Source organism: Plantibacter sp. M259 (assembly GCF_006065115.1).
Taxonomy (GTDB): domain Bacteria; phylum Actinomycetota; class Actinomycetes; order Actinomycetales; family Microbacteriaceae; genus Plantibacter; species Plantibacter auratus.
The window spans coordinates 436,160-461,842 of the sequence record NZ_CP040750.1 but is presented as its reverse complement, the minus strand read 5'-3'; the positions used below and the strand labels follow the sequence as shown (position 1 = coordinate 461,842).

General features: G+C 69.0%; 23 protein-coding genes. 14 read left to right on the top strand and 9 right to left on the bottom strand.

Features of this window, described 5'->3' with window-relative positions; translation table 11 throughout:
• Positions 1-9: 9 nt before the first annotated feature.
• From FGL15_RS20165 to FGL15_RS02095, 4 genes are all read left to right on the top strand, one after another.
• Positions 10-438: a hypothetical protein gene (locus tag FGL15_RS20165; RefSeq protein WP_168223280.1), complete on the top strand. Its 429-nt coding sequence runs from the start codon at positions 10-12 to the stop codon at positions 436-438.
• A 61-nt stretch (positions 439-499) separates the two neighbouring features.
• The gene (locus FGL15_RS02105; RefSeq protein WP_168223279.1) at positions 500-2,059 is read left to right on the top strand and encodes a glycosyltransferase; all 1,560 of its coding nucleotides are present in this window, start codon (positions 500-502) and stop codon (positions 2,057-2,059) included.
• A 127-nt stretch (positions 2,060-2,186) separates the two neighbouring features.
• A complete protein-coding gene (locus FGL15_RS02100; protein ID WP_138944762.1) occupies positions 2,187-2,627 on the top strand; it encodes a hypothetical protein in 441 nt (146 codons plus the stop codon).
• Positions 2,624-4,825: a hypothetical protein gene (locus tag FGL15_RS02095; RefSeq protein ID WP_138944761.1), complete on the top strand. Its 2,202-nt coding sequence runs from the start codon at positions 2,624-2,626 to the stop codon at positions 4,823-4,825. The genes FGL15_RS02100 and FGL15_RS02095 overlap by 4 nt, the downstream gene beginning before the upstream one ends.
• A 75-nt stretch (positions 4,826-4,900) precedes the next feature.
• On the opposite strand, the gene FGL15_RS02090 is transcribed toward FGL15_RS02095, so the two are convergent.
• Positions 4,901-6,481, bottom strand: a complete 1,581-nt coding sequence (locus FGL15_RS02090) for a DUF2142 domain-containing protein (RefSeq protein ID WP_138944760.1) — start codon at positions 6,479-6,481, stop codon at positions 4,901-4,903.
• Positions 6,482-6,665: 184 nt separating this feature from the next.
• Between FGL15_RS02090 and FGL15_RS02085 the strand changes: the two genes are divergently transcribed.
• Positions 6,666-7,931, top strand: a complete 1,266-nt coding sequence (locus tag FGL15_RS02085; protein WP_138944759.1) for a hypothetical protein — start codon at positions 6,666-6,668, stop codon at positions 7,929-7,931.
• 39 nt (positions 7,932-7,970) lie between these two features.
• Here the strand turns inward: FGL15_RS02085 and FGL15_RS02080 are convergent, their stop codons facing one another.
• From FGL15_RS02080 to FGL15_RS02070, 3 genes are read right to left on the bottom strand one after another with little or no spacing between them, the layout of a single operon-like run.
• Positions 7,971-8,363, bottom strand: coding sequence for a DUF2304 domain-containing protein (locus FGL15_RS02080; RefSeq protein WP_228498768.1), 393 nt, complete (start codon positions 8,361-8,363; stop codon positions 7,971-7,973).
• Positions 8,360-9,097 carry a glycosyltransferase family 2 protein gene (locus FGL15_RS02075; RefSeq protein WP_138944758.1) on the bottom strand — a complete coding sequence of 246 codons (738 nt, stop codon included), beginning with the start codon at positions 9,095-9,097 and terminating at the stop codon, positions 8,360-8,362. Before FGL15_RS02075 ends, FGL15_RS02080 begins: the two co-directional genes overlap by 4 nt.
• 49 nt (positions 9,098-9,146) lie before the next feature.
• Positions 9,147-10,028: a glycosyltransferase gene (locus FGL15_RS02070; RefSeq protein WP_138944757.1), complete on the bottom strand. Its 882-nt coding sequence runs from the start codon at positions 10,026-10,028 to the stop codon at positions 9,147-9,149.
• 74 nt (positions 10,029-10,102) lie between these two features.
• Between FGL15_RS02070 and gmd the strand changes: the two genes are divergently transcribed.
• The 5 genes from gmd (at position 10,103) to FGL15_RS02045 (ending at position 16,760) form a co-directional block, all read left to right on the top strand.
• Positions 10,103-11,167 carry a GDP-mannose 4,6-dehydratase gene (gene gmd / locus FGL15_RS02065; protein WP_064295204.1) on the top strand — a complete coding sequence of 355 codons (1,065 nt, stop codon included), beginning with the start codon at positions 10,103-10,105 and terminating at the stop codon, positions 11,165-11,167.
• A 5-nt stretch (positions 11,168-11,172) separates the two neighbouring features.
• A complete protein-coding gene (locus FGL15_RS02060) occupies positions 11,173-12,108 on the top strand; it encodes an NAD-dependent epimerase/dehydratase family protein (protein WP_138944756.1) in 936 nt (311 codons plus the stop codon).
• Positions 12,105-13,292 (top strand): DegT/DnrJ/EryC1/StrS aminotransferase family protein, encoded by a 1,188-nt coding sequence (locus tag FGL15_RS02055; protein ID WP_138944755.1) that lies wholly within the window; start codon positions 12,105-12,107, stop codon positions 13,290-13,292. The genes FGL15_RS02060 and FGL15_RS02055 overlap by 4 nt, the downstream gene beginning before the upstream one ends.
• 124 nt (positions 13,293-13,416) lie before the next feature.
• Positions 13,417-14,244, top strand: coding sequence for an HAD family phosphatase (locus FGL15_RS02050; RefSeq protein ID WP_138947169.1), 828 nt, complete (start codon positions 13,417-13,419; stop codon positions 14,242-14,244).
• Positions 14,241-16,760: a glycoside hydrolase family 65 protein gene (locus FGL15_RS02045; RefSeq protein WP_138944754.1), complete on the top strand. Its 2,520-nt coding sequence runs from the start codon at positions 14,241-14,243 to the stop codon at positions 16,758-16,760. Before FGL15_RS02050 ends, FGL15_RS02045 begins: the two co-directional genes overlap by 4 nt.
• A 47-nt stretch (positions 16,761-16,807) precedes the next feature.
• On the opposite strand, the gene FGL15_RS02040 is transcribed toward FGL15_RS02045, so the two are convergent.
• The gene (locus tag FGL15_RS02040; RefSeq protein ID WP_168223278.1) at positions 16,808-17,896 is read right to left on the bottom strand and encodes a glycosyltransferase family 1 protein; all 1,089 of its coding nucleotides are present in this window, start codon (positions 17,894-17,896) and stop codon (positions 16,808-16,810) included.
• Between the two features lie 73 nt (positions 17,897-17,969).
• On the opposite strand from FGL15_RS02040, the gene FGL15_RS21395 reads away from it, so the two are divergent.
• On the top strand, positions 17,970-18,248 hold the full coding sequence (locus FGL15_RS21395) for a glycosyltransferase (RefSeq protein WP_370281997.1): 279 nt from the start codon (positions 17,970-17,972) through the stop codon (positions 18,246-18,248).
• A gap of 23 nt (positions 18,249-18,271) precedes the next feature.
• Positions 18,272-18,961 carry a glycosyltransferase family 2 protein gene (locus FGL15_RS02035; protein ID WP_370281995.1) on the top strand — a complete coding sequence of 230 codons (690 nt, stop codon included), beginning with the start codon at positions 18,272-18,274 and terminating at the stop codon, positions 18,959-18,961.
• Here the strand turns inward: FGL15_RS02035 and FGL15_RS02030 are convergent.
• Positions 18,958-20,238, bottom strand: coding sequence for a lipopolysaccharide biosynthesis protein (locus FGL15_RS02030; RefSeq protein ID WP_138944752.1), 1,281 nt, complete (start codon positions 20,236-20,238; stop codon positions 18,958-18,960). The two genes, FGL15_RS02035 and FGL15_RS02030, sit on opposite strands and share 4 nt — an antisense overlap.
• Before the next feature lie 102 nt (positions 20,239-20,340).
• Entirely contained in the window at positions 20,341-21,186 is an 846-nt protein-coding gene (locus FGL15_RS02025) for a glycosyltransferase (RefSeq protein ID WP_168223277.1), read from the bottom strand.
• A gap of 120 nt (positions 21,187-21,306) precedes the next feature.
• Between FGL15_RS02025 and FGL15_RS02020 the strand changes: the two genes are divergently transcribed.
• Both FGL15_RS02020 and FGL15_RS02015 read left to right on the top strand, forming a co-directional pair.
• Positions 21,307-22,371 (top strand): glycosyltransferase family 4 protein, encoded by a 1,065-nt coding sequence (locus FGL15_RS02020; protein ID WP_138944750.1) that lies wholly within the window; start codon positions 21,307-21,309, stop codon positions 22,369-22,371.
• The gene (locus FGL15_RS02015) at positions 22,371-23,483 is read left to right on the top strand and encodes a glycosyltransferase family 4 protein (protein WP_138944749.1); all 1,113 of its coding nucleotides are present in this window, start codon (positions 22,371-22,373) and stop codon (positions 23,481-23,483) included. Before FGL15_RS02020 ends, FGL15_RS02015 begins: the two co-directional genes overlap by 1 nt.
• Here FGL15_RS02015 and FGL15_RS02010 read toward each other — a convergent pair.
• Positions 23,369-24,703, bottom strand: a complete 1,335-nt coding sequence (locus tag FGL15_RS02010; RefSeq protein ID WP_138944748.1) for a hypothetical protein — start codon at positions 24,701-24,703, stop codon at positions 23,369-23,371. The two genes, FGL15_RS02015 and FGL15_RS02010, sit on opposite strands and share 115 nt — an antisense overlap.
• Complete coding sequence (locus tag FGL15_RS02005; RefSeq protein ID WP_168223276.1) at positions 24,700-25,620, bottom strand: polysaccharide pyruvyl transferase family protein; 921 nt, start codon at positions 25,618-25,620, stop codon at positions 24,700-24,702. Before FGL15_RS02005 ends, FGL15_RS02010 begins: the two co-directional genes overlap by 4 nt.
• Between the last annotated feature and the right edge of the window lie 63 nt (positions 25,621-25,683).

Below are 25,683 nucleotides of genomic sequence, written 5' to 3'. Positions count from 1 at the left end.
TGCACGGACATGGTTGACGAGCAGGCAGCACACGAGGGGACGACACCCGACGACGGGGCGTTGTGGGTGCAGCCCGCGGGACGGAGCGTCGACGACCTCGTGGCCCAGGTCAAGGCACTGCAGCATCGAGTGCTGCTCGATGCCGATCGGATCATCGGTCTCGCGGCCGAGCGCGACACGCTCCGAGCGGAGGTGGAGCGCATGGCCGACACCGAGCTCGCTGTCGCCTTCGCGCGGGTCGACCAGCTCGAGGATGAGCGCGAAGGGCTCGTGCACGAGGTGCACAAACTCTTGCGCGACCACCGCCTCGCGCTCGAACTGCGCGATGCTCGAACGCGCACCGAGGTCGATCAGATCCTCGCTTCGACCACCTGGAAGCTCGGCTCAGCCGTCATCAAGCCCATCAGTGGGATCCGCTCGGTGGTGCGCCGCTCGTGACAACTCCACTGTTCAGCGTCGTCACTCCGGTCTACAACCCCCGATCGACATGCTGCGGCAGATGGTCGACTCGGTTCGGAGGCAGGCGTTCCGCGACTGGGAACTCATCCTCGTGGACGACGTGTCCCCCGATCCCGCGGTGCTCGTCACCCTGCGCGAGCTGGCGGCCGAGGACGATCGGATCATCGTCGTCGCCCGTGAGGTGAACGGCGGCATCTCGGCGGCCTCGAACGACGGCATCGCAGCGGCCACGGGCCGGTTCCTCGTGCTCGTCGACCACGACGACCTGCTCGGCCACGGCGCGCTCGCCCAGGTCGCGCAGGCGATCGCCGCGGACGACCGCATCGACTACGTGTACACCGATGAGGACAAGGTCGACCTCGAGGGCTACCACTACGACGTCTTCAAGAAGCCCGACTGGTCTCCAGAGCGTCTCCGTTCCCACATGTATCTCGGACATCTGTCGGTCATGCGTCTGGACATCGTGCGGGCGGTGGGCGGTTTCGACAGCGCCAACGACGGTTCGCAAGACCACGACCTCGCCCTGAAGGTCACGGAACGCGCCCGCGTCGTGCACCACATCCCCGAAGTCCTGTACCACTGGCGTGCGCTTCCGGAGTCGACGGCGTCCTCGAGCGGAGCGAAGCCGTACACCTGGGACGCCGGCGTCCGAGCGGTCGGCGCGCACCTCGAGCGGGTCGGCATCGACGCCACCGCCGAACGGGGTGACTGGCCGAACACGTATCGTGTCCGTCGCGCGCTCGACCCGGCCACGTCGGTCAGCGTGATCATCCCCACGCGGGCGAGCTCAGGCGTCATCCACGGCGTCGAGCGGGTCTTCGTCGTAGGCGCCGTCCGTTCGGTGATCGAACACGCCGGTGATGTCGACCTGGAGATCGTCGTGGTCTACGACCTGACGACACCCGAGACGGTCCTCGACCTCCTGCGGGAGATCGCCGGCGATCGGCTCACCCTGGTCCCGTTCGACCGCCCGTTCAACTATGGGGAGAAGTGCAACGTCGGTTTCGTCGAGAGCCGGGGCGACATGATCGTCCTGCTCAACGACGACGTCGAGGTCATCTCGGACGGGTTCCTCGTCGAGCTCGTCGCTCCGCTCCGTCAGCAGGATGTCGGGATGACCGGCGCGCAGCTCGTGTACGAGGACGGCCTCATCCAGCACGCCGGCCACCGCTACGCCAACCGTGGGTTCTCCCATCCCATGACCGGGTACCGGTTCGGCGAGCCCGGGCCGTCGGCGGCGCTCAAAGTCGACCGCGAGGTTTCCGGGGTCACCGCCGCCTGTGCGGCACTCCGTCGGGACACCTATGCCAGCATCGGCGGGGTCACCGAGGCGTTGCCGCTGAACTTCAACGACGTCGACCTCTCGCTCAAGGTGAGCAACGCCGGATTGCGCATCCTCTACCTCGCTCGAGTGCAGCTCTTCCACTACGAGTCGAAGACCCGTCTCGCCGTCGTGCACGAGTGGGAGCTCAACACCGTCCGAGCTCGCTGGGGTGTCATCTACCGTGACCCCTTCCTTCCGGAGCACCCGGACGACGCGTACCATCCGTACGCCTCCAAGCGCACTCGATCCTCATCCAGTACACCCGATTGGGTCTGATCTCGGTCGACGCGCCGTCGATCAGGTCATCGACAGCCGATTCGGACCCGGTACCCTGAAAGGGGCACATCCGGCGTGCCGAGGAGGACTGATGACCGAGTGGCGCATACGCCCAACGGCTTGCGTGGTGACGGCTCTGCTCGTCGGCGTCGGTCTGACCGGCTGCTTCGGCGGTGATCCGGCGCAGTCGAGCGCAAGTCCGACGACGAGCCCGACTCTGCTTCCAGGCGTCGAACCCACCTTCAAGACGGAGGATCCGGAACCGATCCCGCTCGACGCCGTCATGGTCTTCGCCGGGGTCGACCCCGACGGTACGACAGTCTCGGCGTCCGGCTACATCGCCGGCGTCATCGAGAACGGCGGGACCTGCACGTTCACGTTCTCCGGCTCGGGCCCGGACGTGATCGTCACGAGCGAGGGACTCGCCGACTCGAAGACGACGTCGTGCGGCACCGTTCAAACCCAGATCAGCGACTTCACCAGCGGGACGTGGACGGCCGTCCTCTCCTACCAATCGGACAAGACCGGAGCGCTCACCTCGGAGCCGCTGACGGTGGAGGTACCATGACGCGCCGCAGCCCACTCATCGTCATCGCGACGGTCTTCGCTCTGCTCGTCGGGGTGTTGACGGTCGCACCGGCCGTCGCTCCGAGCGCGGAGGCCGCCAACGGGTCCGACTTCCGGGCCGGTTCGATCATCAGCGACCAGCTCTTCTACGACGGCGGAGCCATGAGTGCTCCTGCCGTTCAGGACTTCCTCAACCGCGCTGTCCCGACCTGTCGCGCCGGATACACCTGCCTGAAGGACTACGCTCAGGCCACTCCCTCCCGGGCAGCCGTGTCCGGCCGATGCGCCGCCTACGCGGGTTCAGGTCGTGAGTCCGCGGCGAGCATCATCTCCAAGGTGGGTGCGGCCTGCGGGATCAGCCAGAAGGCGATGATCGTCCTCATCGAGAAGGAACAGGGTCTGATCACCGACACCTGGCCGAGCGATCGTCAGTACCGCAGCGCAACCGGTTACGGGTGCCCGGACACGGCCGACTGCGACACGACCTACTACGGGTTCTTCAACCAGGTGTACGCGGCTGCGCTGCAGTTCAAGAACTACCAGGCGAACCCGACCCGGTGGAACCACGTCCCCGGTCGCGTGAACGCCGTCCGGTTCTCACCGACCGCCTCATGCGGATCCAGTAACGTCTTCATCGAGAACGCTGCGACGGCTGGGCTGTACAACTACACGCCCTACCAGCCGAACGCCGCCGCGCTCGCCAACCTGTACGGCACGGGTGACGGCTGCAGTGCGTATGGCAACCGGAACTTCTTCCGCATCTACACCGACTGGTTCGGACCGACCAATGGGGTGCTGAACCCTGCAGGTGCTTACGACGCGTTGAGCGTCAACGTCGGGGCGAACGATGCGACCATTTCCCTGTCGGGCTGGACCCTGGACCTCAACCGCACATCCGCGTCGCTCGAGGCGCACGTGTACTTGACCTACCCGGACGGCTCGACCAAGGGGTCGGTCATGCAGGCGAACAAGTCCAGACCGGATGTCGCCCGCGCGTACCCGGGCGCCGGTGAGGCCCACGGCTACAGCACCAACATCACTGTCACGCGCGGGGGGACCTACACCGCTTGCGTGTACGGGATCGGTTTGAGCGCCAACCGGTTGCTCGGATGCAAATCGGTGAGCGTGCCGCAGGATGCGCCGATCGGTTCACTCGACGCGGTCCGGGTTACCGGAAGCGGTTCGTCGACGGCGCTCTACGTAGCAGGGTGGGCGATGGACCCTGACGCGCGGTCGGTTTCGAACGACGTGCACATCTACGTCAAGCAGCCCGACGGGCAGCGTCCGGGCACCGCCATGACGGCGTCCGCATCACGTCCCGATGTCGCCAATGTGTACCCTGGGGCGGGCGCTGCCCACGGGTTCAGTCGGAGCTTCCCGGTCTCCGCCGGCGGGCGATACGAAGTCTGCGCCTACAGCATCGCCAAGTTCTGGCAGAACATCGGCGTGAACACGGAGCTCGGCTGCGTGGCCGTCGACCTCGTGAAGGACTTCCCGGCGGGCAGTCTCGACCTGGTCGACGTGACCCAGAGCCCCACGGGCGCGTCGATCAACGTCGGTGGATGGACTCTCGATCGCGGTGCCCTGAGCACTTCGATCCCGGTCCACGTGTACATCACCGACCCGTCTGGCAAGCGGACCGGCTACGTACGAGGCTCCGCCGGTCAGCGGGACGATGTCAACCGCGTGTACGGTGCCACGGGGCCGCACGGCTTCTCGGAGTCCTTCCCGGTGACGGTTCCCGGTGACTACCAGGTGTGCACCCACGGGATCGCCGTGTCACCACTGAGCGTCGGGATGAACTCCACGATCGGGTGCCGTACGGTGACGGTGGGGACGAGCTACCCGGTCGGGTCCTTCGACGGAGCGCAGGTCTCCGGGTCGACGGCTGCGGGGAACGCCTCGCTGTCCGTCTCCGGGTGGACGGTCGACGCGCAGATCCCGAAGACGCCGATCCAGATGCACGTCTATGTCACGGCACCCGACGGGACGGTCGAGGGGTACGCGTTCCAGGCTGACAAGGTGCGTTCGGACATCGCCCGCATCTATCCCGCCTACGGCGGTGCGCACGGGCTCAGCGAGTCGATCCCGGTGACGGCCGCTGGAGACTACAAGGTCTGTGGCTACGGGATCGGAACCGCGGTGTTCAACACCGGCAAGAACGTCCTCTTCGGCTGCACGACGGTCCGTGTGAACTGACCGGGCCGACACGACGAAGGCGCCGACACCCTCCAGGGTGTCGGCGCCTTCGTCGTCCGCTGCGGGCAGGGGGAGTCAGCGCGCGGTCACGAGCTCATCCTCGCTCGGCGCGCGGAGCGCGACCCGGGCGGCGCCGACGCAGGCTGCACCGATCGTGAGGACGCCGATGACGAGCCAGAGCGTCATGCCACCCGGAGGCGCCCATTCCGGCCGGGTGATCATCGCGAGCCAGCTGCCACCGGTGTCACCGATGCTGTAGCGACGGAGCGCCCCGATGTAGCTGAGGAACTGCGCGAATCCGAGCGCGGCGATCAGGATCACGATGAGTCGTCGTCGGACCGAACGCTCGAGCTTCGACGCGTGCTCCGCGAGCAACGCACCGATCGTCAGGAGGAGCAGCGCGAACAGCGGCAGCGTGTACCGGCCCTGCCAGATGATGCCGCCCGACGTCACCCACACGCCCTGGAGGAGCGCGGGGACGAAGACGACGGCGGCCATGAGGAGGACGGCGACGACCAGTCGACGCCCGCGGAGGAGGACACCGGCACCGAGGAGCAGCAGGCCGATGACGGCCGGCCAGATGAAGAACACCGCGTCGGGGGCGGGCGTGTCGAGCCACCCGAACTCACCGATCATCTGCGCACCGTAGTAGAAGGTGAGGTCGAGGATGACCGCGACCCCGACGATGGGGGCGTCGCCGACGTGCGGGTACGGGGGAGGGGGCGCGTTGGGGTCGACCGCCATGGCGAGCGAGTTCGAGCCGAGCAACCATGCGGCGGCGGCGGCGGTGCCGAGCGCGACGAGGACGATCGTCACTTGCACCGAACGGCGCTTCAGCAGCGCGAGGAGGTCTCGGCCCGGCAACAGCACGAGCGCCGCCGCGATGGCCATCGCGAGCCACAGCGGCGACAGGCCACGCGTGTTGGCGGCGACGACCCCGCCGACCACGAGCGCGCTGAGTGGCAGCCAGATCGGAGCCGCGGACTGTCTCGTCGTGATCGTCAGCAGTCCGACGACGGCCGCCATCATCGCGGTGACCTCGAGCCCGTTCGGGTTGATCGTGCCCGCCAGGAACAGCGTGACCGGTGTCGCCGCGGTCAGGAACGCGATGACCGGCAGGGCGCGATGGCGCCAGGTGGCGATGAGCGCGAAGGTCACGGCGAGGAAGAACGAACAGACCAGTGCGCTCATGGCACGCATGGCGAAGATGCCGGTCGAGTCGTCGAAGACCAGCGACGGCCAGCCGACGAGCACGTAGTACAGCGGGTTGTAGAGTCCGGCCGTCGTGGTGATGTCGACGAGGGTGGTCGGGTCGCCCGGCACCTGCGTGACGCAGTCCGCCGTGACCGTCTCGGTGAAGGCGGTGCAGGTCTGATTGTTGGTCCAGGCGATGTACGACGGAACCTGCACGACGTTGCCCTTCGGCGTCGAGGGTCCGACGAGCTGCCCGCGCGCCACTGAAGCGGCCTTGACGATGTGTGCCGGCTCGTCAGGGGCGGCCGCGAGCGGCGTCGTCAGGGCCCAGGCGCTCGTGATCGCCGTGCAGATGATCCACGCGAACGCGAACACGATGAGGAACCGGCGGACGAGGCCATCAGCCGGGCGTGCCCCCCGTTCCCGGTCGTCGATCGGTGGGACGGAAGGGGCTGAGGCCATGGGCGGCTGGTCCAATCAGGGAGCACACGCTGCATCTGGCCGCGCGTTCGGTCTGGTCTGCTGCGTCAGTCTACCCGCCGGCCTGGGCGGTGGCCGGTGCGGCGGTACCATCGAATGTCGTCCGTCCCAAGCGAAGGATCCCGCTCCGTGCCTCTCGTTCTGCACCTTCCCGTCGAGGACCGGCGTGTCGGCTCCCGGTAGCGCCACGCCCGCCGACGCCGCGCGTCGCGGACCCAACGGCGCCGTCCTCATCCTCGTGGCGACCGCCGTCGGCGGTGGCGCAGGCTACCTGCTGCAGATCGTGACCGGGGCGGCGCTCGGAACGGCGGCGTACGCACCGTTCTCCGTCTTCTGGTCCGCGCTCTACCTCCTGGTCAGCGCCCTCTCCGGGGTGCAGCAGGAGGTGGCCCGGGCGACACATCCGGTCTCGGGCACGGTCGAGACGTCGCCCCGCGCGCCGGTCGTTCGGAACTTCGCCCTCGCTGCATCCGCAGTCGCCGCCGCACTCGTCGCCGCGACCGCGTGGCTGTGGGTCGGGGCGGTCTTCCCCGACGCGGGGTGGGCGCTGGTCCCGCAGCTGGTCATCGGACTCGCCGCCTACGTGATCGTGGCTGCGACGGCCGGCGTGCTGTACGGCCTCTCGCTCTGGACCTCGGTTGCAGCGCTGACGATCGTCGACGGGCTCCTGCGGTTCGCGATCGTCGGTGGACTCCTCCTGGTGACCGACGACACGACGCTGCTCGCCTGGGGTGTCACCGCGCCGTTCGTGCTGACACCGCTCATCCTCTGGCCGTTCGTCCGTCGCGGGGTGGTCGGCCGGTTCGGCATCGACGTCGGTCCGACGGCCCTCAGCTGGAACGTGCTGCGGACGGTGGTCGCCTCCGCCGCGACGGGCGTGATGGTGAGCGGGCTTCCCCTCGTCATCCAGGCCACGGGCGACACCGTCTCGGCGAACGCCTTCGGATCGCTCACCTACGCCATCACGCTGACCCGGGCACCCATCGTCATCGTCGTCCTGGCGCTGCAGAGTTACCTCGTCATCGTGTTCCGTTCGCACGCGGACGCCGTGCTCGGGTGGGTCCTCCGGATGGTCGTCCTCGTCATCGTGGCGGCGGGGGTGCTGGGCCTGCTCGCGTGGTGGATCGGTCCGTGGGCGCTCTCCATCGTGTTCGGGCGCTCCGACGTCCTCGCGGGCGGGACGATCGGGCTGCTCGTCGCAACGGCCGGGCTCGTCGGCGCGCTGTGCGTGACCGGGTCTGCGACGCTCTCACGGTCGCAGCACACCGCCTTCGCGGCGGGATGGATCGTCGCCGCGCTCGCGATGGTCGCCACGCTCCTGCTTCCGCTCGGCCTCCACGAGCGGACGCTCCTGGCGCTCACGGTCGGACCGGCCGCCGGGCTCGTCGTGCACGTGGCCGGACTCCTGCGCGGACGCCCTGTCGCTTCCTGAGGAGCGCCCAGACGCTGCCGGTGTCAGGCGCTGCAGTGGTCAGGCGGTGCCGTGGCCCTCGCCCTGTGCGCCGTCGGCGAGTCGGCGTTCCAGATCGGTGATCCGCAGATCCTGCAGGGCGCTCTCCTCGGCGAGCGTGCGACTCCGCTGCTCGAGCGTGGTGAGTTCCGAACTGTGTTGGATGCTCACGAGGAAGAGGACCAGGATGCTCACGAAGAACACGAGGTTGGTCGGGATCTCCACGCCGATTGCGACGGCGACACCGGCGAGCACCTGGGGGAAGACACCGATGATGAGCGCGAGGGAGCCGGCGACGAGCCACCACACGGCGTGGCGCTCACGCATCCTGCGGCGTCGGAGCATCTCGATGACGACCCCGAGCGTGAACAGGGCGGCGACGATGCCCAGGATGTAGGTGCCGAGGGGCATCATGCGGTCACCACCTCTCCTTGCAGCGCGACCGGCGGTCGGATGAGCGCGAACACGAGCGCGAGACCGGCACGGGCCAGGTAGGTCGCGGCCTTGAACGGGTTGTGCGACGGAGTGCCGCCAGCGCGGGGCCGCATGGCCACGGGCACCTGGCGGATGACGCACCCGGCGCGCGCGGCGATCACGAGCGATTCGATCGTGTCACCGAGGTATTCGGCCGGGTAGTGCTCGGCGAAGAGCCGGACCGCCCGAGGTCCCGTCGCGCGGAAGCCGCTCGTCGTGTCGGTGAGCCTCGTCCGCGCGACGCGGCTGAGGACGCCGGAGAGCACGACCATCGCCCACTTGCGAGGGCCTCGCACCTCGTAGTTGCCTGCACCCGCGAACCGTGCGCCGAGGACGAGGTCGGCGGTCGTCAGTTCATCGAGGAGCTGCAGGACGCCTGCCGGGTCGTGCTGCCCGTCCGAATCGACCTGCACGACGTTGCGGTACCCATGCTCGAGGGCGTACTTGAAGCCGACCCGCATCGCGCCGCCGACCCCGAGGTTGAACGGGAGCTCGGCCACGACGGCGCCCGCGGACCTCGCCTGGACGGTGGTGTCATCGGTCGAGCCGTCGTTCACGACGAGGATCGCGACACCCGGCAGCTTGTCCTGGACCTCGCGCACCACGGCGGCGACGGACGCTTCCTCGTTGAGCGCCGGCATGACGATGAGCGTGCGTTCGAGCTGGTGCGGCATGAGGCAATCCTACTCAGGGAGAGCTCGGTCGATCCGTGCGACGGGCTGATCAGGCGAAGGTGTGCCGGAGCAGGATGCGCAGTCCCGCTGTGTCCCGGGCGAGCGCTGCCTTGGGGAGTTGCAGGGCCGCGTTGAGCCGTGAGGTGATGTGCGCCCGGGCGACTCGAGATGCCCGGTTCCAGCCGAGTGCCGCCTGTCGGGCGGCCTCCTCCGCGAACACCGTGCGCTCCTGTTGGAAGCGCTTGCCGTCCACGGCGGTGTAGGAGGACACACTCCCGCTGTGTCGGCGATACCGGAAGACCGTGGTGTCGTCGAGCACGAGGGTGCCGCCGGCGCGGAAGATCTCCATCATCAGGGCGAGATCCTGGACCACGTGCAGATCGGCCCGGAACCCGAAGCGCCGAACCGACTCGACCCGCCAGCACACGGACGGGAAGTACGCCCAGTTGCCGCGGAGCAGGCTGGCCGTGAGTCGCTCCCCGGCGAGCTGGACCGGCTCGGGTGCGGCGGGTCGGAGGAGCGCCTTGATCCGGTCGCCCAGTGGTCGGACGACCTGTCCGGTCTCGTCGATCACTTCGACACCGGGCTGGATGAGGTCGACGTCGGGGAATCGCGCCGCGATGGTCGCCATCCGCGCCACGTACTCCGGGAGGAGCTCGTCGTCGCACCCCATGAGGACACACCGTTCCGCCGTCACGAGTTCGATGCAGCGGTCGAAGTTGCCGCTCACCCCGAGGTTGCGTTCATTGCGGAGGTACACGATGCGATCGTCGCCGAGCGACTGCAGCCACTCGCCCGGTGCCGTGTCCGGATAGACGTCGTCGACCACGACCAACCGCCAGTCCGGATCGGTCTGCGCGAGCACGCTGAGCACCGCCGTGCGGAAGTGGTCGAAGCGGCCGTAGAAAGGCATCATGATGTCGAGCGTCACCCCGGTACGGTAGCAAGCTTCCGGACGGGGACGGCCGCCCGAACGGGACCACGGCCCGGGTAGAGTGGTCTTCCATGACTGAGACATCAGCCCCGGCGGCCCCGGCCACGACAGGCGTCACCACCAAGAAGGCCGTCATCACCGGTATCACCGGCCAGGACGGCAGCTACCTCGCAGAACTCCTGCTGTCGAAGGGGTACGAGGTGCACGGTTTCGTGCGTCGCGCGTCGACCTTCAACACCGGCCGGATCGACCACATCTACGACCCCGAGGCGACCCACGACGGTTCGCCCAGGCTCCAGTTGCACTTCGCCGACCTGGCCGACGGCTCGCGCCTGGCGACGCTGCTCGCCGAGATCCAGCCCGACGAGGTCTACAACCTCGCCGCCCAGTCGCACGTGCGGGTCAGCTTCGACGAGCCGGAGTACACGGGCGACACGACCGGCATCGGGACGGTCCGACTCCTCGAGGCCATCCGCCAGATCGGTCTCCACTGCCGCTTCTACCAGGCCTCGAGCTCCGAGATGTTCGGTGCGACGCCGCCGCCGCAGAACGAGGAGACCCCGTTCTACCCGCGTTCGCCCTACGGCGTCGCGAAGGTCTACTCCTACTGGATCACCCGGAACTACCGTGAGGCCTACGGCATGTTCGCGGTCAACGGCATCCTCTTCAACCACGAGTCGCCGCGACGTGGTGGCACCTTCGTGACCCGCAAGATCACCCGTGCCGCCGCGCGCATCGCCGCCGGCCAGCAGGACTTCCTGTACATGGGCAACCTCGACGCCGTCCGCGACTGGGGCTACGCGCCCGACTACGTCGAGGGCATGTGGCGGATGCTGCAGGCCGACGAACCGACCGACTTCGTCCTCGCCACCAACACCGCGTACACCGTCAAGGACTTCCTCCAGTTCTCCTTCGAGCGGCTCGACCTCGACTGGGAGAAGTACGTCAAGTTCGATGAGCGCTACCTCCGTCCCACCGAGGTCGACGCGCTGATCGGCGACTACGCGAAGGCCGAGTCGGTCCTCGGCTGGACCCCGAAGGTGCTGCCACCGCGCCTCGCGCAGATCATGGTCGACTCCGACGTCGCCGAGCTCGAGGCGTCGGGCAAGCCCTACATCGACACCGCGGAGGTCTAGGCGCGGTGCGCGTCCTCCTCACGGGTGGTGCCGGCATGCTCGGTTCGAGCATCGCCGAGGTCTGGCCCACGCTCCGCGCCGCCGACGAACTGATCGTGGCGACGCGCGCGGACGCCGACCTCACCGATCGCGCCGCCGTCGCCGCCCTCATCGGGCGCACGGCGCCGGACGCGATCGTGCACACCGCAGCGAAGGTCGCCGGCATCCAGGCGAAGCTGCAGCGCCCCACCGACTTCCTGCTCGACAACCTCCTGATCGACACCTCGGTGATCCGAGGCGCGATCGACGCCGGTGTCCCCGAGCTGCTCTATGTGTCGAGCGCGGCGATCTACCCCGAGGGGCTCCCACAGCCGATCGGTGAGGGCGCGCTCCTCAGCGGCACACTGGAGGGCGCGAACGAGGGATATGCGCTCGCGAAGATCGCCGGGACGAAGCTCTGCGAGTACGCGAGTCGGCAGTACGGTTTCGCCTATCGCGCAGCAGTGCCGTCGAACCTCTACGGCCCGGGCGACGACTACACCCACGGTCAGGCGCACCTCATCGCCGCCGCTCTCGGCAAGGTGCACGCCGCCGTGACGAGCGGCTCCGACGAGGTCGAGGTCTGGGGCGACGGCACCGCCCGACGCGAATTCACCTACACGCCCGACCTCGCGGCGTGGCTCGTCACGCAGCTCGGCTCACTCGACGCATGGCCCGTCACGCTCAACCTCGGGCCGGGTGTCGACCACAGCATCACCGAGTACTACGAAGCAGCCGGTCGCGCCGCCGGCTTCACCGGTCACTTCCGGTACGACGCCACCAAGCCTTCCGGTGTGCACCAGCGCTTGCTCGACTCAGCCGCCGCCCGTGCGCTCGGCTGGAACCCCACCACCCCGCTCGCGGCCGGCGTCGCCGCGAGCTACCACGCCTATCTCGCAGCTCAGGAGCCACAGACAGCATGACCGACGACACCTTCGACTCCGGTTTCCCCCTCGCCACCTCCTCCTGGGATGCTGCGGAGTACGCCGCCATCCAGCGCGTCGTCGACAGCGGCCGCTTCACCATGGGTCCGCTCGTCGCGCAGTTCGAGCGCGACTTCGCCAGTGCGTTCGGCGCCGGCTTCGGCGTCATGGTCAACTCCGGCTCGAGCGCGAACCTCCTCGCGATCGCCGCTGCGGTCCTCGATGACCGGGTCGACCTGCAGGCGGGCGACGAGGTCCTGGTGCCCGCCGTGTCGTGGGCGACCACCTACTACCCGCTCCAGCAGTACGGCCTCATCCCGAGCTTCGTCGACATCGACGTCGACACCCTCAACCTGGACCTGACGCTCGCCGAGGCCGCCATCACCCCGCGCACCAAGGCGATCTTCGCGGTCAACCTCCTCGGCAACCCGAACGACTTCGCGGCGCTCACGGCACTCGCCGAACGTCACGGTCTCCTCCTGCTGGAGGACAACTGCGAGTCGCTCGGCGCGAAGGACGACGGTCGGTTCGCCGGAACGGTCGGAGCGATGGGCACGTTCAGCGCCTTCTTCTCCCACCACATCTCGACGATGGAGGGCGGGATGATCCTGACGGACGACGAGGCCACGGCGCAGATGCTCATCTCGCTGCGGGCCCACGGCTGGACCCGTGGACTCCCCGAGCAGAACGCCGTGCACGACAAGTCGGGCGACGAATGGGACGACCTCTTCCGCTTCGTCCTTCCCGGTTACAACGTCCGTCCGCTCGAGATGTCCGGCGCGATCGGCATCGAGCAGATCCAGAAGGTCCCGTCGCTCATCGCGGGTCGCCGGGAGAACGCCGTGTACTGGACGGAACGCTTCGCCGACCTCGACTCCGTACGGATCCAGCGCGAGCAGGGCGAGAGCAGCTGGTTCGGCTTCTCCCTCGTGCTCGAGGGCGCGCTCGCCGGCCGACGCAAGGAGGTCGTGCAGGCGTTCGCTGCCGCGGGGATCGAGTCACGGCCCATCGTGGCGGGCAACTTCACGAAGAACCCGGTCATGAAGTACCTCGACGCGAAGGTCCCGGCCGAACTCCCCGCCGCCGACAAGATCCACGAGGACGGGCTGTTCGTCGGCAACCACCACTTCCCGGTCCACGCCGGTATCGACCGCGTGTACGACGTCGTGGCCAAACTCTCCTAGGCTGGGTCTGCGCGGCCGCCCCACCGGTCCGCAGCAGCTTCCGTTCCACTGTCCACCTCTTCCCCCAAACCGACGAGGACCGTGCACCGTGACTCAGCCGATCAACGCGCCATCGAACGACGTCCTGACCCTCGACGAGGCGGCCGCGCGGCTCCTCGGCTGCCGGGCGGTGCTGTTCGACCTCGACGGCGTCATCACCCCGACCGCCGAGATCCACATGCACGCCTGGGCGAAGCTCTTCACCGACGAGCTCCTCGCCCACGGGATCACCGAGCCGTACACCGACGCCGACTACTTCCAGTACATCGACGGCAAACCTCGGTACGACGGGGTGCGCGCGATGCTCGCGTCACGCGGCATCACGCTCCCCGAGGGTTCGCCGACCGATGCGCCCGAGCTGGAGACCGTGTGCGGTCTCGGCAACCGGAAGAACTCGGTGTTCACGGCGGTCCTGGAAGCGGACGGCATCGCCGCGTACCCGGGATCGTCGACCTTCCTCGACACGGTCGAGCAGGCAGGGCTCGAGGTCGCCGTGGTGTCGAGTTCCAAGAACGCCGAGGTCGTCCTCCGAGCGGCAGGGCTCCGTGAGCGGTTCCCGGTCGTGATGGACGGCGTCGTCGCCGCGCGCGAGGGGATCGCCGGCAAGCCCGCGCCGGACACCTACGTCGAGGCCGGTCGTCTGCTCGGTTACGCGCCGTCTGAATGCGTCGTCGTCGAGGACGCGCACTCCGGGGTCGAGGCCGGTCGACGTGGCGACTTCGGTCTCGTGCTCGGCGTCGACCGCGGCATCGGGCACCAGGCGCTCATCGATGCGGGTGCCGACATCGTGGTCGACGACCTCGCCGACCTCGTCGAACCGCTGCGGTCGACCTCGCGAACAGCCGGGCCGGACGATCCGGCCGACTCCCAGACCCCCGCGGCACCCCACGACTCCTCCGAGGACCAGGCATGAACCACATCACCAGCGACCCGCTCGACCGTCACCGGTTCCCGCTCGACGACTGGGCGCTCGTCGAGACCCATGTCGACGCGGACGACGAGGGCACGACCGAGACCCTGTTCGCGCTCGGCAACGGCTACCTCGGTTTCCGTGGCAATGTCGAGGAGGGCCGCGACGGCCACGTCCACGGCACGTTCATCAACGGGTTCCACGAGACCTGGCCGATCCGTCACGCCGAGGAGGCGTTCGGCTTCGCCCGCGTCGGCCAGACGATCGTCAACGCGCCCGACACCAAGGTCGTCCGCCTCTACGTCGACGACGAGCCCTTGATCCTCAACGACGCCGACCTCCTGAGCTTCGAGCGTCGCCTCGACTTCAAGACCGGTGTCCTCAGCCGTGAACTCGAATGGCGGACGCCCTCCGGGAAGCGCGTCCACATCCGCTCCCGTCGCATGGTGTCCTTCACCGACCGCCACCTCGCGGTCCTCGACTACGAGGTCACGTTGCTCGACGCGGACGCGTCACTCGTGCTCTCCAGCCAGATCATCAACCGCCAGGATCGTCAGGACGACTACCTGACGAACGCACCCGAGCCGGGGATGGGTGATCCACGCAAGGCGGAGTCCCTCACCGAGCGGGTGCTGCAGCCGCGCTACAAGCTCATCGACGGTCCGCGCGCGATGCTCGGGTACCAGACGACGAACTCCGGCATGACGATCGTGGCCGGCGCCGACCACGCGATCGAGACCGAGAACGAGTACGAGGTCTCGACGCACATCGAGGCCGACCTCGCGAAGCACGTGTACACGATCCGCGGTCGCGCGGGCGTGCCCACGAAGCTCACCAAGATCATCAGCTACCACACCTCCAACGCCGTCCCGCCGAAGGAGCTCGCCGACCGCTGTGCCCGCACGCTCGACCGTTCCGCTGAGAACGGCATCGAATCGGCGATCCGCAACCAGGAGCTGTGGCTCGAGGACTTCTGGGCGCGCTCCGACGTCGAGGTCCATGGTCAGCCGGCCATCCAGCAGGCGACGCGCTGGAACCTCTTCCAGCTCGCGCAGGCGTCCGCACGCACGGACGGCGGCGGTGTCGCGGCGAAGGGCGTGTCCGGCTCCGGATACGGCGGCCACTACTTCTGGGACACCGAGGTCTACGTCCTCCCGTTCCTCAGCTACACGGCACCGCTCGTCGCGCGGAACGCCCTCCGGTTCCGTCAGAACATGCTCGACGCCGCCCGCTCCCGCGCGACCGAGCTGAACCAGCACGGCGCCCTGTTCCCGTGGCGCACGATCAACGGGCTCGAGTCGTCCGCGTACTACGCGGCCGGCACGGCGCAGTACCACATCGACGCCGACATCTCCTATGCGCTGCGGCAGTACGTCGCGGCGACGGGGGATGAGGACTTCCTCGCCCGCGGAGCCGTCGACATCTTCGTCGAGACGGCGCGCATGTGGGCCGACCTGGGCTTCTGGCGCGCGAACGGCAAGGACTCGTTCCACATCTACGGGGTGACTGGGCCCGATGAGTACACGACCGTCGTGAACGACAACCTCTACACCAACGTCATGGCGCGGTCGAACCTGCTGTCGGCCGTCGAGGCCGTGGAGCGCCTCCGCGAGGACGATCCGGCCTCCTTCGAGCGCCTGGTCACGCGGCTCTCGCTCGACGATGCCGAGGTCCGCGAGTGGCAGCGCGCCGCCGAGCACATGCACATCCCCTTCGACAAGCGGCTCGGCATCCACCCGCAGGACGCCCAGTTCCTCGAGAAGGAGCTGTGGGACCTCGACCACACCCCGCCCGAGCACCTCCCGCTGCTCCTGCACTTCCACCCGCTCGTCATCTACCGGTTCCAGGTGCTCAAACAGGCGGACGTCGTGCTGGCGCTGCTCCTGCAGGGCGACCACTTCACCGACGAGGAGAAGCTCGCCGACTTCGACTACTACGATCCGCTGACGACGGGCGACTCGACCCTGTCGGCGGTCGTGCAGTCGATCATCGCCGCCGAGGTCGGGTACCAGCGGCTCGCGCTCAAGTACTTCTGGTCGGCGCTGTTCGTCGACCTCGCGAACCTGCACCGCAACACCCCGGACGGTGTGCACGTCGCCTCCACCGGTGGGGTGTGGAGCGCGCTCGTGCTCGGCTTCGCCGGGATGCGTGACCACGGCGGTGTGATCTCCTTCTCGCCGCGCCTGCCGGTCGACTGGCAGGGCATCACCTTCCGGCTCACGGTCAAGGGCACGCGGGTGCGCATCTCCGTCCGGCGCACCGAGATGCGGTTCACCGTCGAGGAGGGCGATTCCGCGTCGTTCGTCGTCGGCGGCGGCAACGTCCTGGTGGAGGCCGGAACCACGGTCACCGTTCCACTCGACAACCAGGGTCCGCACCTCGTCGGCGAGCCGAGCGCGAGCGACATCGAGGGCAGCCGTCGTGCCGACGGTTCGCTCATCACCGTGTCGATGCCGACCATCGCGCTCGGCCCGGCCGACACCGAGTCGATCCCGGTCATCCAGCCGCAGTCGGAGTGAGGCGACGCGGCTGGATGGCGGTGGCCCGTCGTCCAGCCGCGGCCGTGTCAGGCGAGTGTTGTCCGGAAGGTCTCGAGCGTGCGTGTCGCCACGCGTTCCCAGGAGAACTGCTTGGCGCGTTCCCTGCCCTGATCGGCGAGTTCGGCCATCCGTGCGGGGTCACTGACCGCCGTCGTCATGGCAGTGGCGATCGACTCGAGCGAATGGGGATCGAAGTACTCGGCCGCATCGCCGGCGACCTCCCGGTATACGGGGATGTCGGAGATGAGCACGGGGAGCCCCGCCATCATGGCCTCGAGGGCGGGCAGGCTGAAGCCGTCGTGGAACGACGGCATGGCGAGCGCGGTCGCGGTCTCGTAGAGGTGACCGAGTTCCTCGCTGGTCAACCAGGATCGCAGCTCGACCCAGTCGTGCATGCCGACCTCGTCGACGACGGCGCGCAGAGGGTCCTCGCCGTGGCTGCCGGTGATGACCACCCGAGGGCGGATCGCCTCGTCGACGAGCGGCAACGCCCTGATGAGACCAGCCCAGTTCTTGTGCGGGCGCCGGTTGCCCGTCGCCAGGATGAAGGGGTGCTCCTTGTCCGGTCGTCGTTCGCCCATCGGCAGGGCGGTGCCGGCGAGGGGGATGAGGTCGATGCGGTCTGCCGGGAAGCCGAGGTAGGTGATGATCTCGCGTCGGGACACCTCACTGATGGTGATCATCCGGCTGGCGTTCCGTGCACCCAGGCGCTCCATGAACTTCACGGGTTCCGTGAACGCCGGGGTGCTCATCATCTGGGGCTGACTCCAGTAGAGCATGTCGTGCATGGAGATCACGGTGGGCATGCTGCTCCGGGCAGGACCGAGCAGAGCCGGGCAGTGCAACAGATCCGCACCGTGACGCTTCGCGATGCGACCGATCGACCAGAGCTCGCCGATCGCCCACCGGAAGCGGTTCTCGCCGCTGATACCGGTGTCGATCATGTCCCCGGGGAACCAAGAACGGTCGAGCTGGTATCCCTCTTTGCTGGCGAGTCCGACGAACTCGAATTCACTGCCGAGTCGGCCGATCTCGCGGTACAGCTCGCGCGCGTAGGTCTCCATACCGCCTTTCGTTCCGGTGTACGAGAGGAGGTCGACGGCTACGCGGGGCATAAGGCACGAGGATACCAGTGGGGCGGTCGGGATAGGCTGGTCCGCGGTCCGATGAGCGGTGAGGGGCGGGTCCATGCCAGCAACAGCAGCAGTCGACGGACGCGTCTCCGTCGCCCTGTGCACCTACAACGGCGCCGTGTTCCTCGAAGAGCAGCTGGCCAGCATGCTCGCGCAGACCGTGCTCCCGGGCGAGATCGTGGTCAGCGACGACGGTTCGACTGACGGGACATCCGCCATCGTCGAGCGCTTCGCCGCTGAGTCGTCCGTCCCGGTGCGCGTCCTGCGGAATCCGAGTCCACTCGGCGTCACGAGGAACTTCGAGGGGCGATCCGCGCGACCACGGGGAGCCTGATCGTCCTCTCCGATCAGGACGACGTGTGGCGGCCCGACCGCGTCGAACGTGCCCTGGCCGCCTTCGACGCGCGTCCGGAGCTGCAGATGGTGTGCTCGGACGCCCGTCTTGTCGGAGCCGATGGGGTGTCCCTCGGCACCACGCTGTTCGCGTCGCTGTCGATCGGCCCGCACGAACGCGACGGGATCCGGGCTGGTGATGCTTTCGGCGTGTTGCTGCGACGCAATCTGGTCACCGGTGCGACCGCGATGCTCCGGCGCGAGGTCTTCGACGCAGCCGTACCGTTCCCCTCGCCGTGGGTGCACGACGAGTGGTTGGCGATCGTGGCCGCATCGCGTGGCCCGATCGAGCTGCTGGACGAACCCCTCGTCGACTACCGGCAGCACGGCGCGAACCAGATCGGGATCGTCGAGCCGACGCTGGCCTACAAGATCTCGAGACTGATGCAGCCGGGGCGCCAGCGCAACCGCGACATCGCGGACCGCGTCGCCGGGCTCGCTTCCTGGCTCGACGATACCCGTGAGCCCGCACCGCTCGCCGATCGCTCGGCCGTCGTCGCCAAAGCGGCCTTCGAGCGGTTCCGGGCCGATCTCGCTCCGGCCCGGTGGCGGCGGATCCTCCCTGTCGTGCTGCGTGCCCCCCGCGGCGAGTACCAGCGGTATGCAAGCCAGGGGGCGCTGGACATCGTGAGGGATCTGCTGCAGCCGGCCTAGCCTCGGGTCAGATGCCACACGGCCGCGCCGACCAGGACGACGCCGAGCGCGAGGAGGCCACCCCGCCAGGGCGCCCGATGACGCGCGGCGAGGAGGAGCAGTGCCATCACGACGAGCTCCCGGGCGTTCACGAGCCAGGCCGCGAGCTGCAGGTCGTGGAGGGCGACGACGCCGACCGGGAGGGACAGCAGCACGCCGACCGCCTTGATCGGACTCGCCCAGCTCATCCGGCGCTCGGCCTGGAGGACCGCCGTCACCGACCAGGCGACGACCGAGGGAGCGACCGACAGGGCGAGGACGGGGACGAGTGCGAGGGCGGGGTCCCAGTCGCCCGCGAGGAAGGGGTCCACGACCAGCTCAGCCCCGATACTCGTCGCAACGGCGGCAACGACCGCCAGGACCAGCGACCGTCGGAGCGAAGCCTCCGTGACCGAGACGATCTCGGATCCTCGGCCGTCACGTGCCGCTTCGGCGAGGACCGGCCGGAGGACGTTGATCGCAGCCAGCGCCGCCGCGTCGCCGATGCTCCGCGACAGTGACATGGCGAACGCGTACTGGCCGAGGCGCACCCCGCCAGCGAGAGCGCCGATCGAGAGGCGGTCGGTCTGCCCCTGTCCCCATCCCAGGAGCGAGAACAGCGCCGTGTGCAGGTAGTCGCCCAGGACGTTCACGGTCGGTTCGCGGGAACGCGAGCCAGTGGCGGACGCGCGGGGGAGTCGCGCAGCACGTCGCCGGTTGAGCAGGGCGAACCCCGCCTCCGCGAGCATCGCCTGCAGGGCGCTGGCGAGCAGTGATCCCGTCGCGAGCAAAGTCGGCACGCTGCAGAGCAGGGAGGCTGTCGACGACCACGCCTGATGCGATGCGATCTCCTTCCATCTCCCGGCTCGCTGCAGGCGGACCAGGGCGTCGATGCCCACGGCCGAGGCCGCCGGGACGAGGACGAACGGCGCGAGGGCGATCGCCTGCCAACGGTCCTCCGCGTGATGCGTCAGGAGCAGGGCTCCGACGGTCACGGCGAGCGCGGCGCCTCCGATCAGCGCGGACCAGACCCGGAACCGGCGGACGAACCGGTCCCCGGCCTCGGTGTCTCCGTGGACGACGGCGGTCTGCCGGGCGGCCGTGTCACCGACGGTCTGGACCAGCGTGAGGGCGAGGATCATCCACGCGTACATGCCGACGAGGGACGGCGTGAGCCGGGCGGCCAGGACGAGCATGATGAGCGCCGACGCCACCCGGGGAAGGATCCGCTCGAGGATCGCCCAGGCGAGATGGATCATCGCCCGGTCACAGGCACGACGGGCGACCCGCGGGTCGGTCGACGAGCGCGGTCGTGGCGTCGGCGGGGTCCTCGTCGCCGTCGTCGGCCTCGATCGTCGTGATCACAGGTACCACGTCCTCGATCGCACGCTCTCGACCACGCGCCCTGCTCTCGACGAGAGTCGCTCGACACCACATCGCCGGCGCGTACTGTTGCGGCTCGGGAGGATGACCTGCAGCACTCCGACCACGATGACGAAGGGGAGCTCCCACCCGAAGGACCTCGGCATGCCCAACCCGCGGTGTCGTCGGAACAACCGCACCGTTCCTCGGCCGTACCCGAAGAACTGCCGGGCCACGGCTCGAAGGTCACCGCGGAGGCGGTACTCGACCACGGCCTCAGGGACCGCGGTGGTCGGGTGACCGGCCTCTGCCGCCCGCCAGAAGAAGTCAGTCTCATCGCCGCCGCCGAGCAGGGTCTCGTCGAACCCACCGAGCCGGTCGAACACCCGTCGTTGGAAACCGCAGTTCGCTCCCGGCGGCCATGGATGGAAACCGTGCACGGTGCTGACAGCCTCCTGTCTGCCCAGAGGTGTGCCGTCCGGGAGGGTCCGTTCGAGCACGCCGCCGACGCAATCCGCGCCGGCTTCGAGCGCGCGCCGGTGAGCCTCGACCCAGCCGACCTGGACGACGTCGTCAGCGTCGCAGAGGAGCACCGCTGAACCCCGCGATGCCCGGATGCCGGTGTTGCGAGCGTGGTTGATTCCTGGCCTGCCGCTTGCGTCGACGAGGCGGACACGTCCGTCCACCTCGCTGAACCGCCGGACGAGTGCCGCGGTGCCGTCGACGGAACCGTTGTCGGCGACGATGATCTCGATGTCGCCGGGCGAGCGTTGGGCGAGGAGGGCTTCGAGTTGCGTGGCGAGAGTCCCCGAGCCGTTTCGGCAGGGGATGACGATCGAGTACACGGGCCTCCGGATCTGGCATGGGCGGGGTGACCAACGTTGCCGCCGTCTAACATACAACATGTGAGATACGAGACTGATGACCGTCGTCCAACCGCTCCTCCCGTTCGACGAGCGGCGGACATGACGACCGTGCTCCACGTCACCGACTGCTATGCGGGTGGGATCCCCGTGGCGATCGAGGCCTACGTGCGGAATTCACCGCCGGGTGTCGAACATCACCTGCTCGCGCAGATTCCGGACGGCGCCCCGGTCGACGAGACGCTGTCCGACTGCTTCGCCTCCGTGACCGCGCTCGGGCGGCGACCGCTCGCTGCCGTGCGGGCGATCCGGCGGGTTCGCCGTCGTACCGGCGCCGACATCGTGCACGCCCACTCGAGCTTCGCCGGTGCGTACGCGCGGGTCGCCCTGCGCAGCTCGCCGCGGACCCGCATCGTCTACACCCCGCACTGCTACGCGTTCGAGCGCGCGGACCTCTCCGTCTGGAGCCGCCGTCTGTTCCGGGCCGTCGAATGGTTGCTCTCCTTCAACGTCGAGACCATCGCCGCGTGTTCCGAGGGCGAGGCCGCAGCCGCGGAACGGCGTGGCCCCCTCCAGCCGCGCGTCGTCCACGTACCGAACGTGGTCGCGGTTCCGCCTCCCGGCGCTCGCGAGAACGAGGTGGAGCTGCACCGGCCGCTGCGGGTCGCGAGTCTCGGACGGATCGCTCCGCAGAAGGATCCGATGCGGTTCGCCGACGTCGCGGCGTCGATCAGTGCGCGAGGTATCGAGGTGGTCCCGGTCTGGATGGGAGGTGGCGCGGACGACGACGTCGGCCGGTTGGAAGCCTCCGGTGTGCACGTCACCGGTTGGATCCCGCACGCCGAGGTGGGCAGGCGGCTCGCGCAGAGCGACGTCTACCTCCATACCGCCGCCTGGGAGGGGTTCCCGCTCGCCGTCCTGGAGGCGGTGCAGGCCGGTGTCCCGACGCTCGTCCGGCCGATCGCCGCGTTCGGGACGCTCCCGGACGCCCTCACACTCGACGGTGGTCTCGAGGCGCTGATCGCCAGCAGACTGGCCGGACCCCGCGCGTTCGCCGCGTGGGCCGAGACGAACATCGCCCGCTGGTCGGATCGCCTTCGAGGCCACACTCCCGCCCAGCAGCGGACGGCGCTCGCCGAGGCCTACCGGATACCGCAGGTGGCCTGATGCGGGTCGCTGTCGTGCAGTGGGGCCGCACCGGTGCGGGCCCGCTCTTCGCCCAGGAACTGGCTCAGGCGCTGCAGGAGGACGGCTGCGATGTCGTCGTGTCCTACTCCCTCGACGCCGAGGTGGCGGAGCGGTTCGTCGCCCTCGGTGTGCCGTCCTTCACGATCCGCACGTATCGCGACAAGCGCGGCGCGGTGCTCGGCCTCCCACGCCTCCTCTGGGCGGCGCTCCGGCTCGACCGCTTCCTGCGGCGACATCGCATCGACGTCGTCGTCATCGCCATGGAGCAGCTCTGGCAGGGGGCGGTCGCGCCCGTGTTCCGCTTCGGCGATCGTCGGAGTCTGCTCTGCGTCCATGACGCGACGATGCACCCCGGGGACTTCTCGCGGCTCGAGCACCTCCTGCGTCGTGCCGAGCGTCGGGCGGCGGACGGAGCGATCGTGTTCTCCGCGCCGGTCGCCGATGCACTCACGTCCCGTGGTGAGTTCCGCGCGGACCGCGTCCACGAGACCGTCCATGCCGCGTACCGTGTCGAAGCGGGCCGTGCCGTGGTCCGGTCGACGTACCGGGAGGGTGTTCCGGTCGTCGGATGCTTCGGTCGGCTGTCGGCGTACAAGGGGCTCGGTCTCGGGGTGGCGGCGATCACCGAACTGCGCCGTCGCGGGGTCCGGGTCCGGTTGCGGGTCGTCGGGTCCGGGACCGACGACGCCCTCGGACTCCTGCGACACGAGGACGACGAACTCGAGAACCGCTGGGTCGGCCAGGAGGAGATCGCACAGGTGGTCGGCCGGTTCGACATCGCCCTGCTGCCGTACACCGAGGCCAGTCAGTCCGGTGTGCTCGCCTACGCGATGGCGCTCGGGGTGCCCTCCGTCGTGACGCCGGTCGGCGGCCTCGCCGAGCAGGCGATCGCGTCAGGATCGGGCATCGTGGCCACGGCGGTGACGCCGACCGCGCTCGCCGACGCGCTGGAGCAGATCCTCACCGACGCCGGTCGTTACCAGGCGCTCTCCGCGGCGGGGGTGCTCGCCGCGGCAGGTCCGTTCTCCTGGGCGCGTGTCGCGGCCGACGTGCGCGTCGCGGCAGCATCAGTCGTGCCCGCACGTCGCTGAGCCGCGCGGGATACAGCGGATGTCGGCCTCCGCTGGGCCGAGGACACCGCTCCGGGCCGCAGGCTCAGGAGGAGGCACACGGCGACGATCAGCATCGGTGTGAGATGCCGGAGGAACGAGCCGTAGTCCGGCTCGAAGATCGACTGCACGATCAGGAACGCGAGGATCGCCGCGAACAACCGGTTCTGGAACGCTGTGAGGACCGACGAGCCGCGGGGCGTTCGGAGCCTCGCCGACCGGATCGCGGCGATGAGTGATCCCCAGATGACGAGCAGGACGAGCGCCACGACGAGGTAGATCGCCCCGCCGCGGAGCATCAGCGGGATCGGGATGATGAACGAGGCGAAGGTGAGGACACTGTTGACGAACCCGGACACGGGGCCGGCACCGGGGAAGAACTGCTCGATCAGAGTGTTGACCGATTCCGCGGTGCGGTGCTCGTTCACCGTCATGCGGTAGTGGTCGAGGTCGACACCGACGACCAGCGGGAAGACGACGGAGAGCCCGGCGTAGAGCACGAGGACGATCGCCAGGGTGGCTGTCCAGTCGCGCCGCGCCCGCAGCGCGAGGCGGAGCGCCAGATAGAGGCCGGCCACGAGGAACCAGTACGTGCGGAAGCCCTGGGCGTACAGCAGCATCGCGGCCACCGGCACCAGCTCGGCCGACAGACCTCGTCCGCGATGGGCGATGAGGGCGAGTGCCGCGCCCACGGTCAGCAGGTCCTTCGTGTACGCGCCGTGGTAGACGGCGGCGAGCGCGACGCAGCTGATGATGATGGCCCAGTCCACCCACTCGGCCGTCGTCGTCCGGGTGTGTGAGATCGCCACCGTCAGGACGAGCAGGTAGCTCGCGACACCGACGAGGGCAGCGAGCGTCGGCAGCTCGGCCAGGCCCATCCAGCGGTAGACCGCGGCGATGAGCTGGAATGACGAGTCGGCCTCGGTGAACGTCCCCCGGCTCACGCTGATGATCGTGCCCTCGTCGTTCGCGAAGTGCCCGGGCAGTCCTGGTTGGTCGGCTGCCACCCAGGCGAGAGCGAGGAGCGAGGCGATCAGGACGAGCGAACCGCCGACGAGCGGGCGGTCACGTTCCCGCCCGCCGACACGGGGCGTCCGTCGCGTCAGCTGCCGACGGCACGCGGCACGGTGGGCGCTGGCCTCCGCGCGGGCCCTGGCCGCGTCCCGACGGGTCAGGTGCGCTGAAGGCTGCCTGGAGGTCACGGACGCAGCGTGTGCTCGAAGCGCAACCTCGGCTGGAGGTCGCCGAACCAGGTCTCCGCGTAGTTGGACAGCTTGCGGTTGTTGTTGTCGAGCGCGACGACCCGGCGGCCCATCTGCAGCCCGATGAGCATGGCGTGGAGGCGATCGGTGACGACCACCTCGCCGCGGGCGATCAGCCGGACGGCGGCGTCGAAGCGACGTTCGGCTCGCCGCATCCACGCGGCATGGTCGCGCTCCATGAGGGGTTTCAGCGCCGGGTGCTTCGCCGCCCGCCAGCCGAGCCACTCATGCGCTCGGAGGTCCAGGGGGTCGGCCGGCCAGTCGGCGCTCTCGGAGCCCGCGAGCCCACCCGCGGTCTCGTCGTCCGCCCGGGCGATGACGATGCGTCGCTGCGTCGGTTCGGGGGCGCTGATCGGGCCGAGGAGGTGCACCGCGTCCGGCGAGAGGCTGAGGTCGTCGACCTCGTCGCGGAGGAGGTCGTAGGAGGTCTGGTCGCGGACGGCGACCCGCAGGTTGGGCCGGGCGGCGAACCGTCGGGAGAACTCCCGGCGGTCTGCGTCCGTGGGGAAGACGACCGACTGCGGTGCTTGGATGAGCAAGGTGTCGTCTGGGAGGCGCTCCGCGAGTGCGTAGCGAGCCTCGCTCAGCACCGGGTAGAGGCCTCCGAGGTTGCCGCCGCCCTGGATGAGGACCGGGATCGACGAGTCCCGGACCCGCTCCGGCATGCTGCCGGCGCTCGAGGTCGTGCGGACGGCGATGTCGTGTGCGCGCCAGAACCGGGCCTGACCGAGCGCGATGGCCGAGTCGCCCGAGTTCCGGTGATCGGGGAACTGCGTGTAGTGGAGGTCGGTGACACCGCGATGCAGCTCGACGAAGGAGGCTTCGGTGCGCTGTCGCATGGTCTCGAGGTAGGGCATGGATGCTCCGTCCGGATCGACACCGAGCATGGTGCTGGAATCGGATACTTCAGTTGGTCGAAT

What these genes read in the sequence shown, in the direction of transcription:
- FGL15_RS20165 (WP_168223280.1), top strand. Translation starts at nt 10, where the DNA reads ATGGTTGACGAGCAGGCAGCACACGAGGGGACGACACCCGACGACGGG.
- FGL15_RS02105 (WP_168223279.1), top strand. Translation starts at nt 500, where the DNA reads ATGGTCGACTCGGTTCGGAGGCAGGCGTTCCGCGACTGGGAACTCATC.
- FGL15_RS02095 (WP_138944761.1), top strand. Translation starts at nt 2,624, where the DNA reads ATGACGCGCCGCAGCCCACTCATCGTCATCGCGACGGTCTTCGCTCTG.
- FGL15_RS02090 (WP_138944760.1), bottom strand. Translation starts at nt 6,481, where the DNA reads ATGGCCTCAGCCCCTTCCGTCCCACCGATCGACGACCGGGAACGGGGG.
- FGL15_RS02080 (WP_228498768.1), bottom strand. Translation starts at nt 8,363, where the DNA reads ATGATGCCCCTCGGCACCTACATCCTGGGCATCGTCGCCGCCCTGTTC.
- FGL15_RS02075 (WP_138944758.1), bottom strand. Translation starts at nt 9,097, where the DNA reads ATGCCGCACCAGCTCGAACGCACGCTCATCGTCATGCCGGCGCTCAAC.
- gmd (WP_064295204.1), top strand. Translation starts at nt 10,103, where the DNA reads ATGACTGAGACATCAGCCCCGGCGGCCCCGGCCACGACAGGCGTCACC.
- FGL15_RS02055 (WP_138944755.1), top strand. Translation starts at nt 12,105, where the DNA reads ATGACCGACGACACCTTCGACTCCGGTTTCCCCCTCGCCACCTCCTCC.
- FGL15_RS02045 (WP_138944754.1), top strand. Translation starts at nt 14,241, where the DNA reads ATGAACCACATCACCAGCGACCCGCTCGACCGTCACCGGTTCCCGCTC.
- FGL15_RS02040 (WP_168223278.1), bottom strand. Translation starts at nt 17,896, where the DNA reads ATGCCCCGCGTAGCCGTCGACCTCCTCTCGTACACCGGAACGAAAGGC.
- FGL15_RS21395 (WP_370281997.1), top strand. Translation starts at nt 17,970, where the DNA reads ATGCCAGCAACAGCAGCAGTCGACGGACGCGTCTCCGTCGCCCTGTGC.
- FGL15_RS02030 (WP_138944752.1), bottom strand. Translation starts at nt 20,238, where the DNA reads ATGATCCATCTCGCCTGGGCGATCCTCGAGCGGATCCTTCCCCGGGTG.
- FGL15_RS02020 (WP_138944750.1), top strand. Translation starts at nt 21,307, where the DNA reads ATGACGACCGTGCTCCACGTCACCGACTGCTATGCGGGTGGGATCCCC.
- FGL15_RS02015 (WP_138944749.1), top strand. Translation starts at nt 22,371, where the DNA reads ATGCGGGTCGCTGTCGTGCAGTGGGGCCGCACCGGTGCGGGCCCGCTC.
- FGL15_RS02005 (WP_168223276.1), bottom strand. Translation starts at nt 25,620, where the DNA reads ATGCCCTACCTCGAGACCATGCGACAGCGCACCGAAGCCTCCTTCGTC.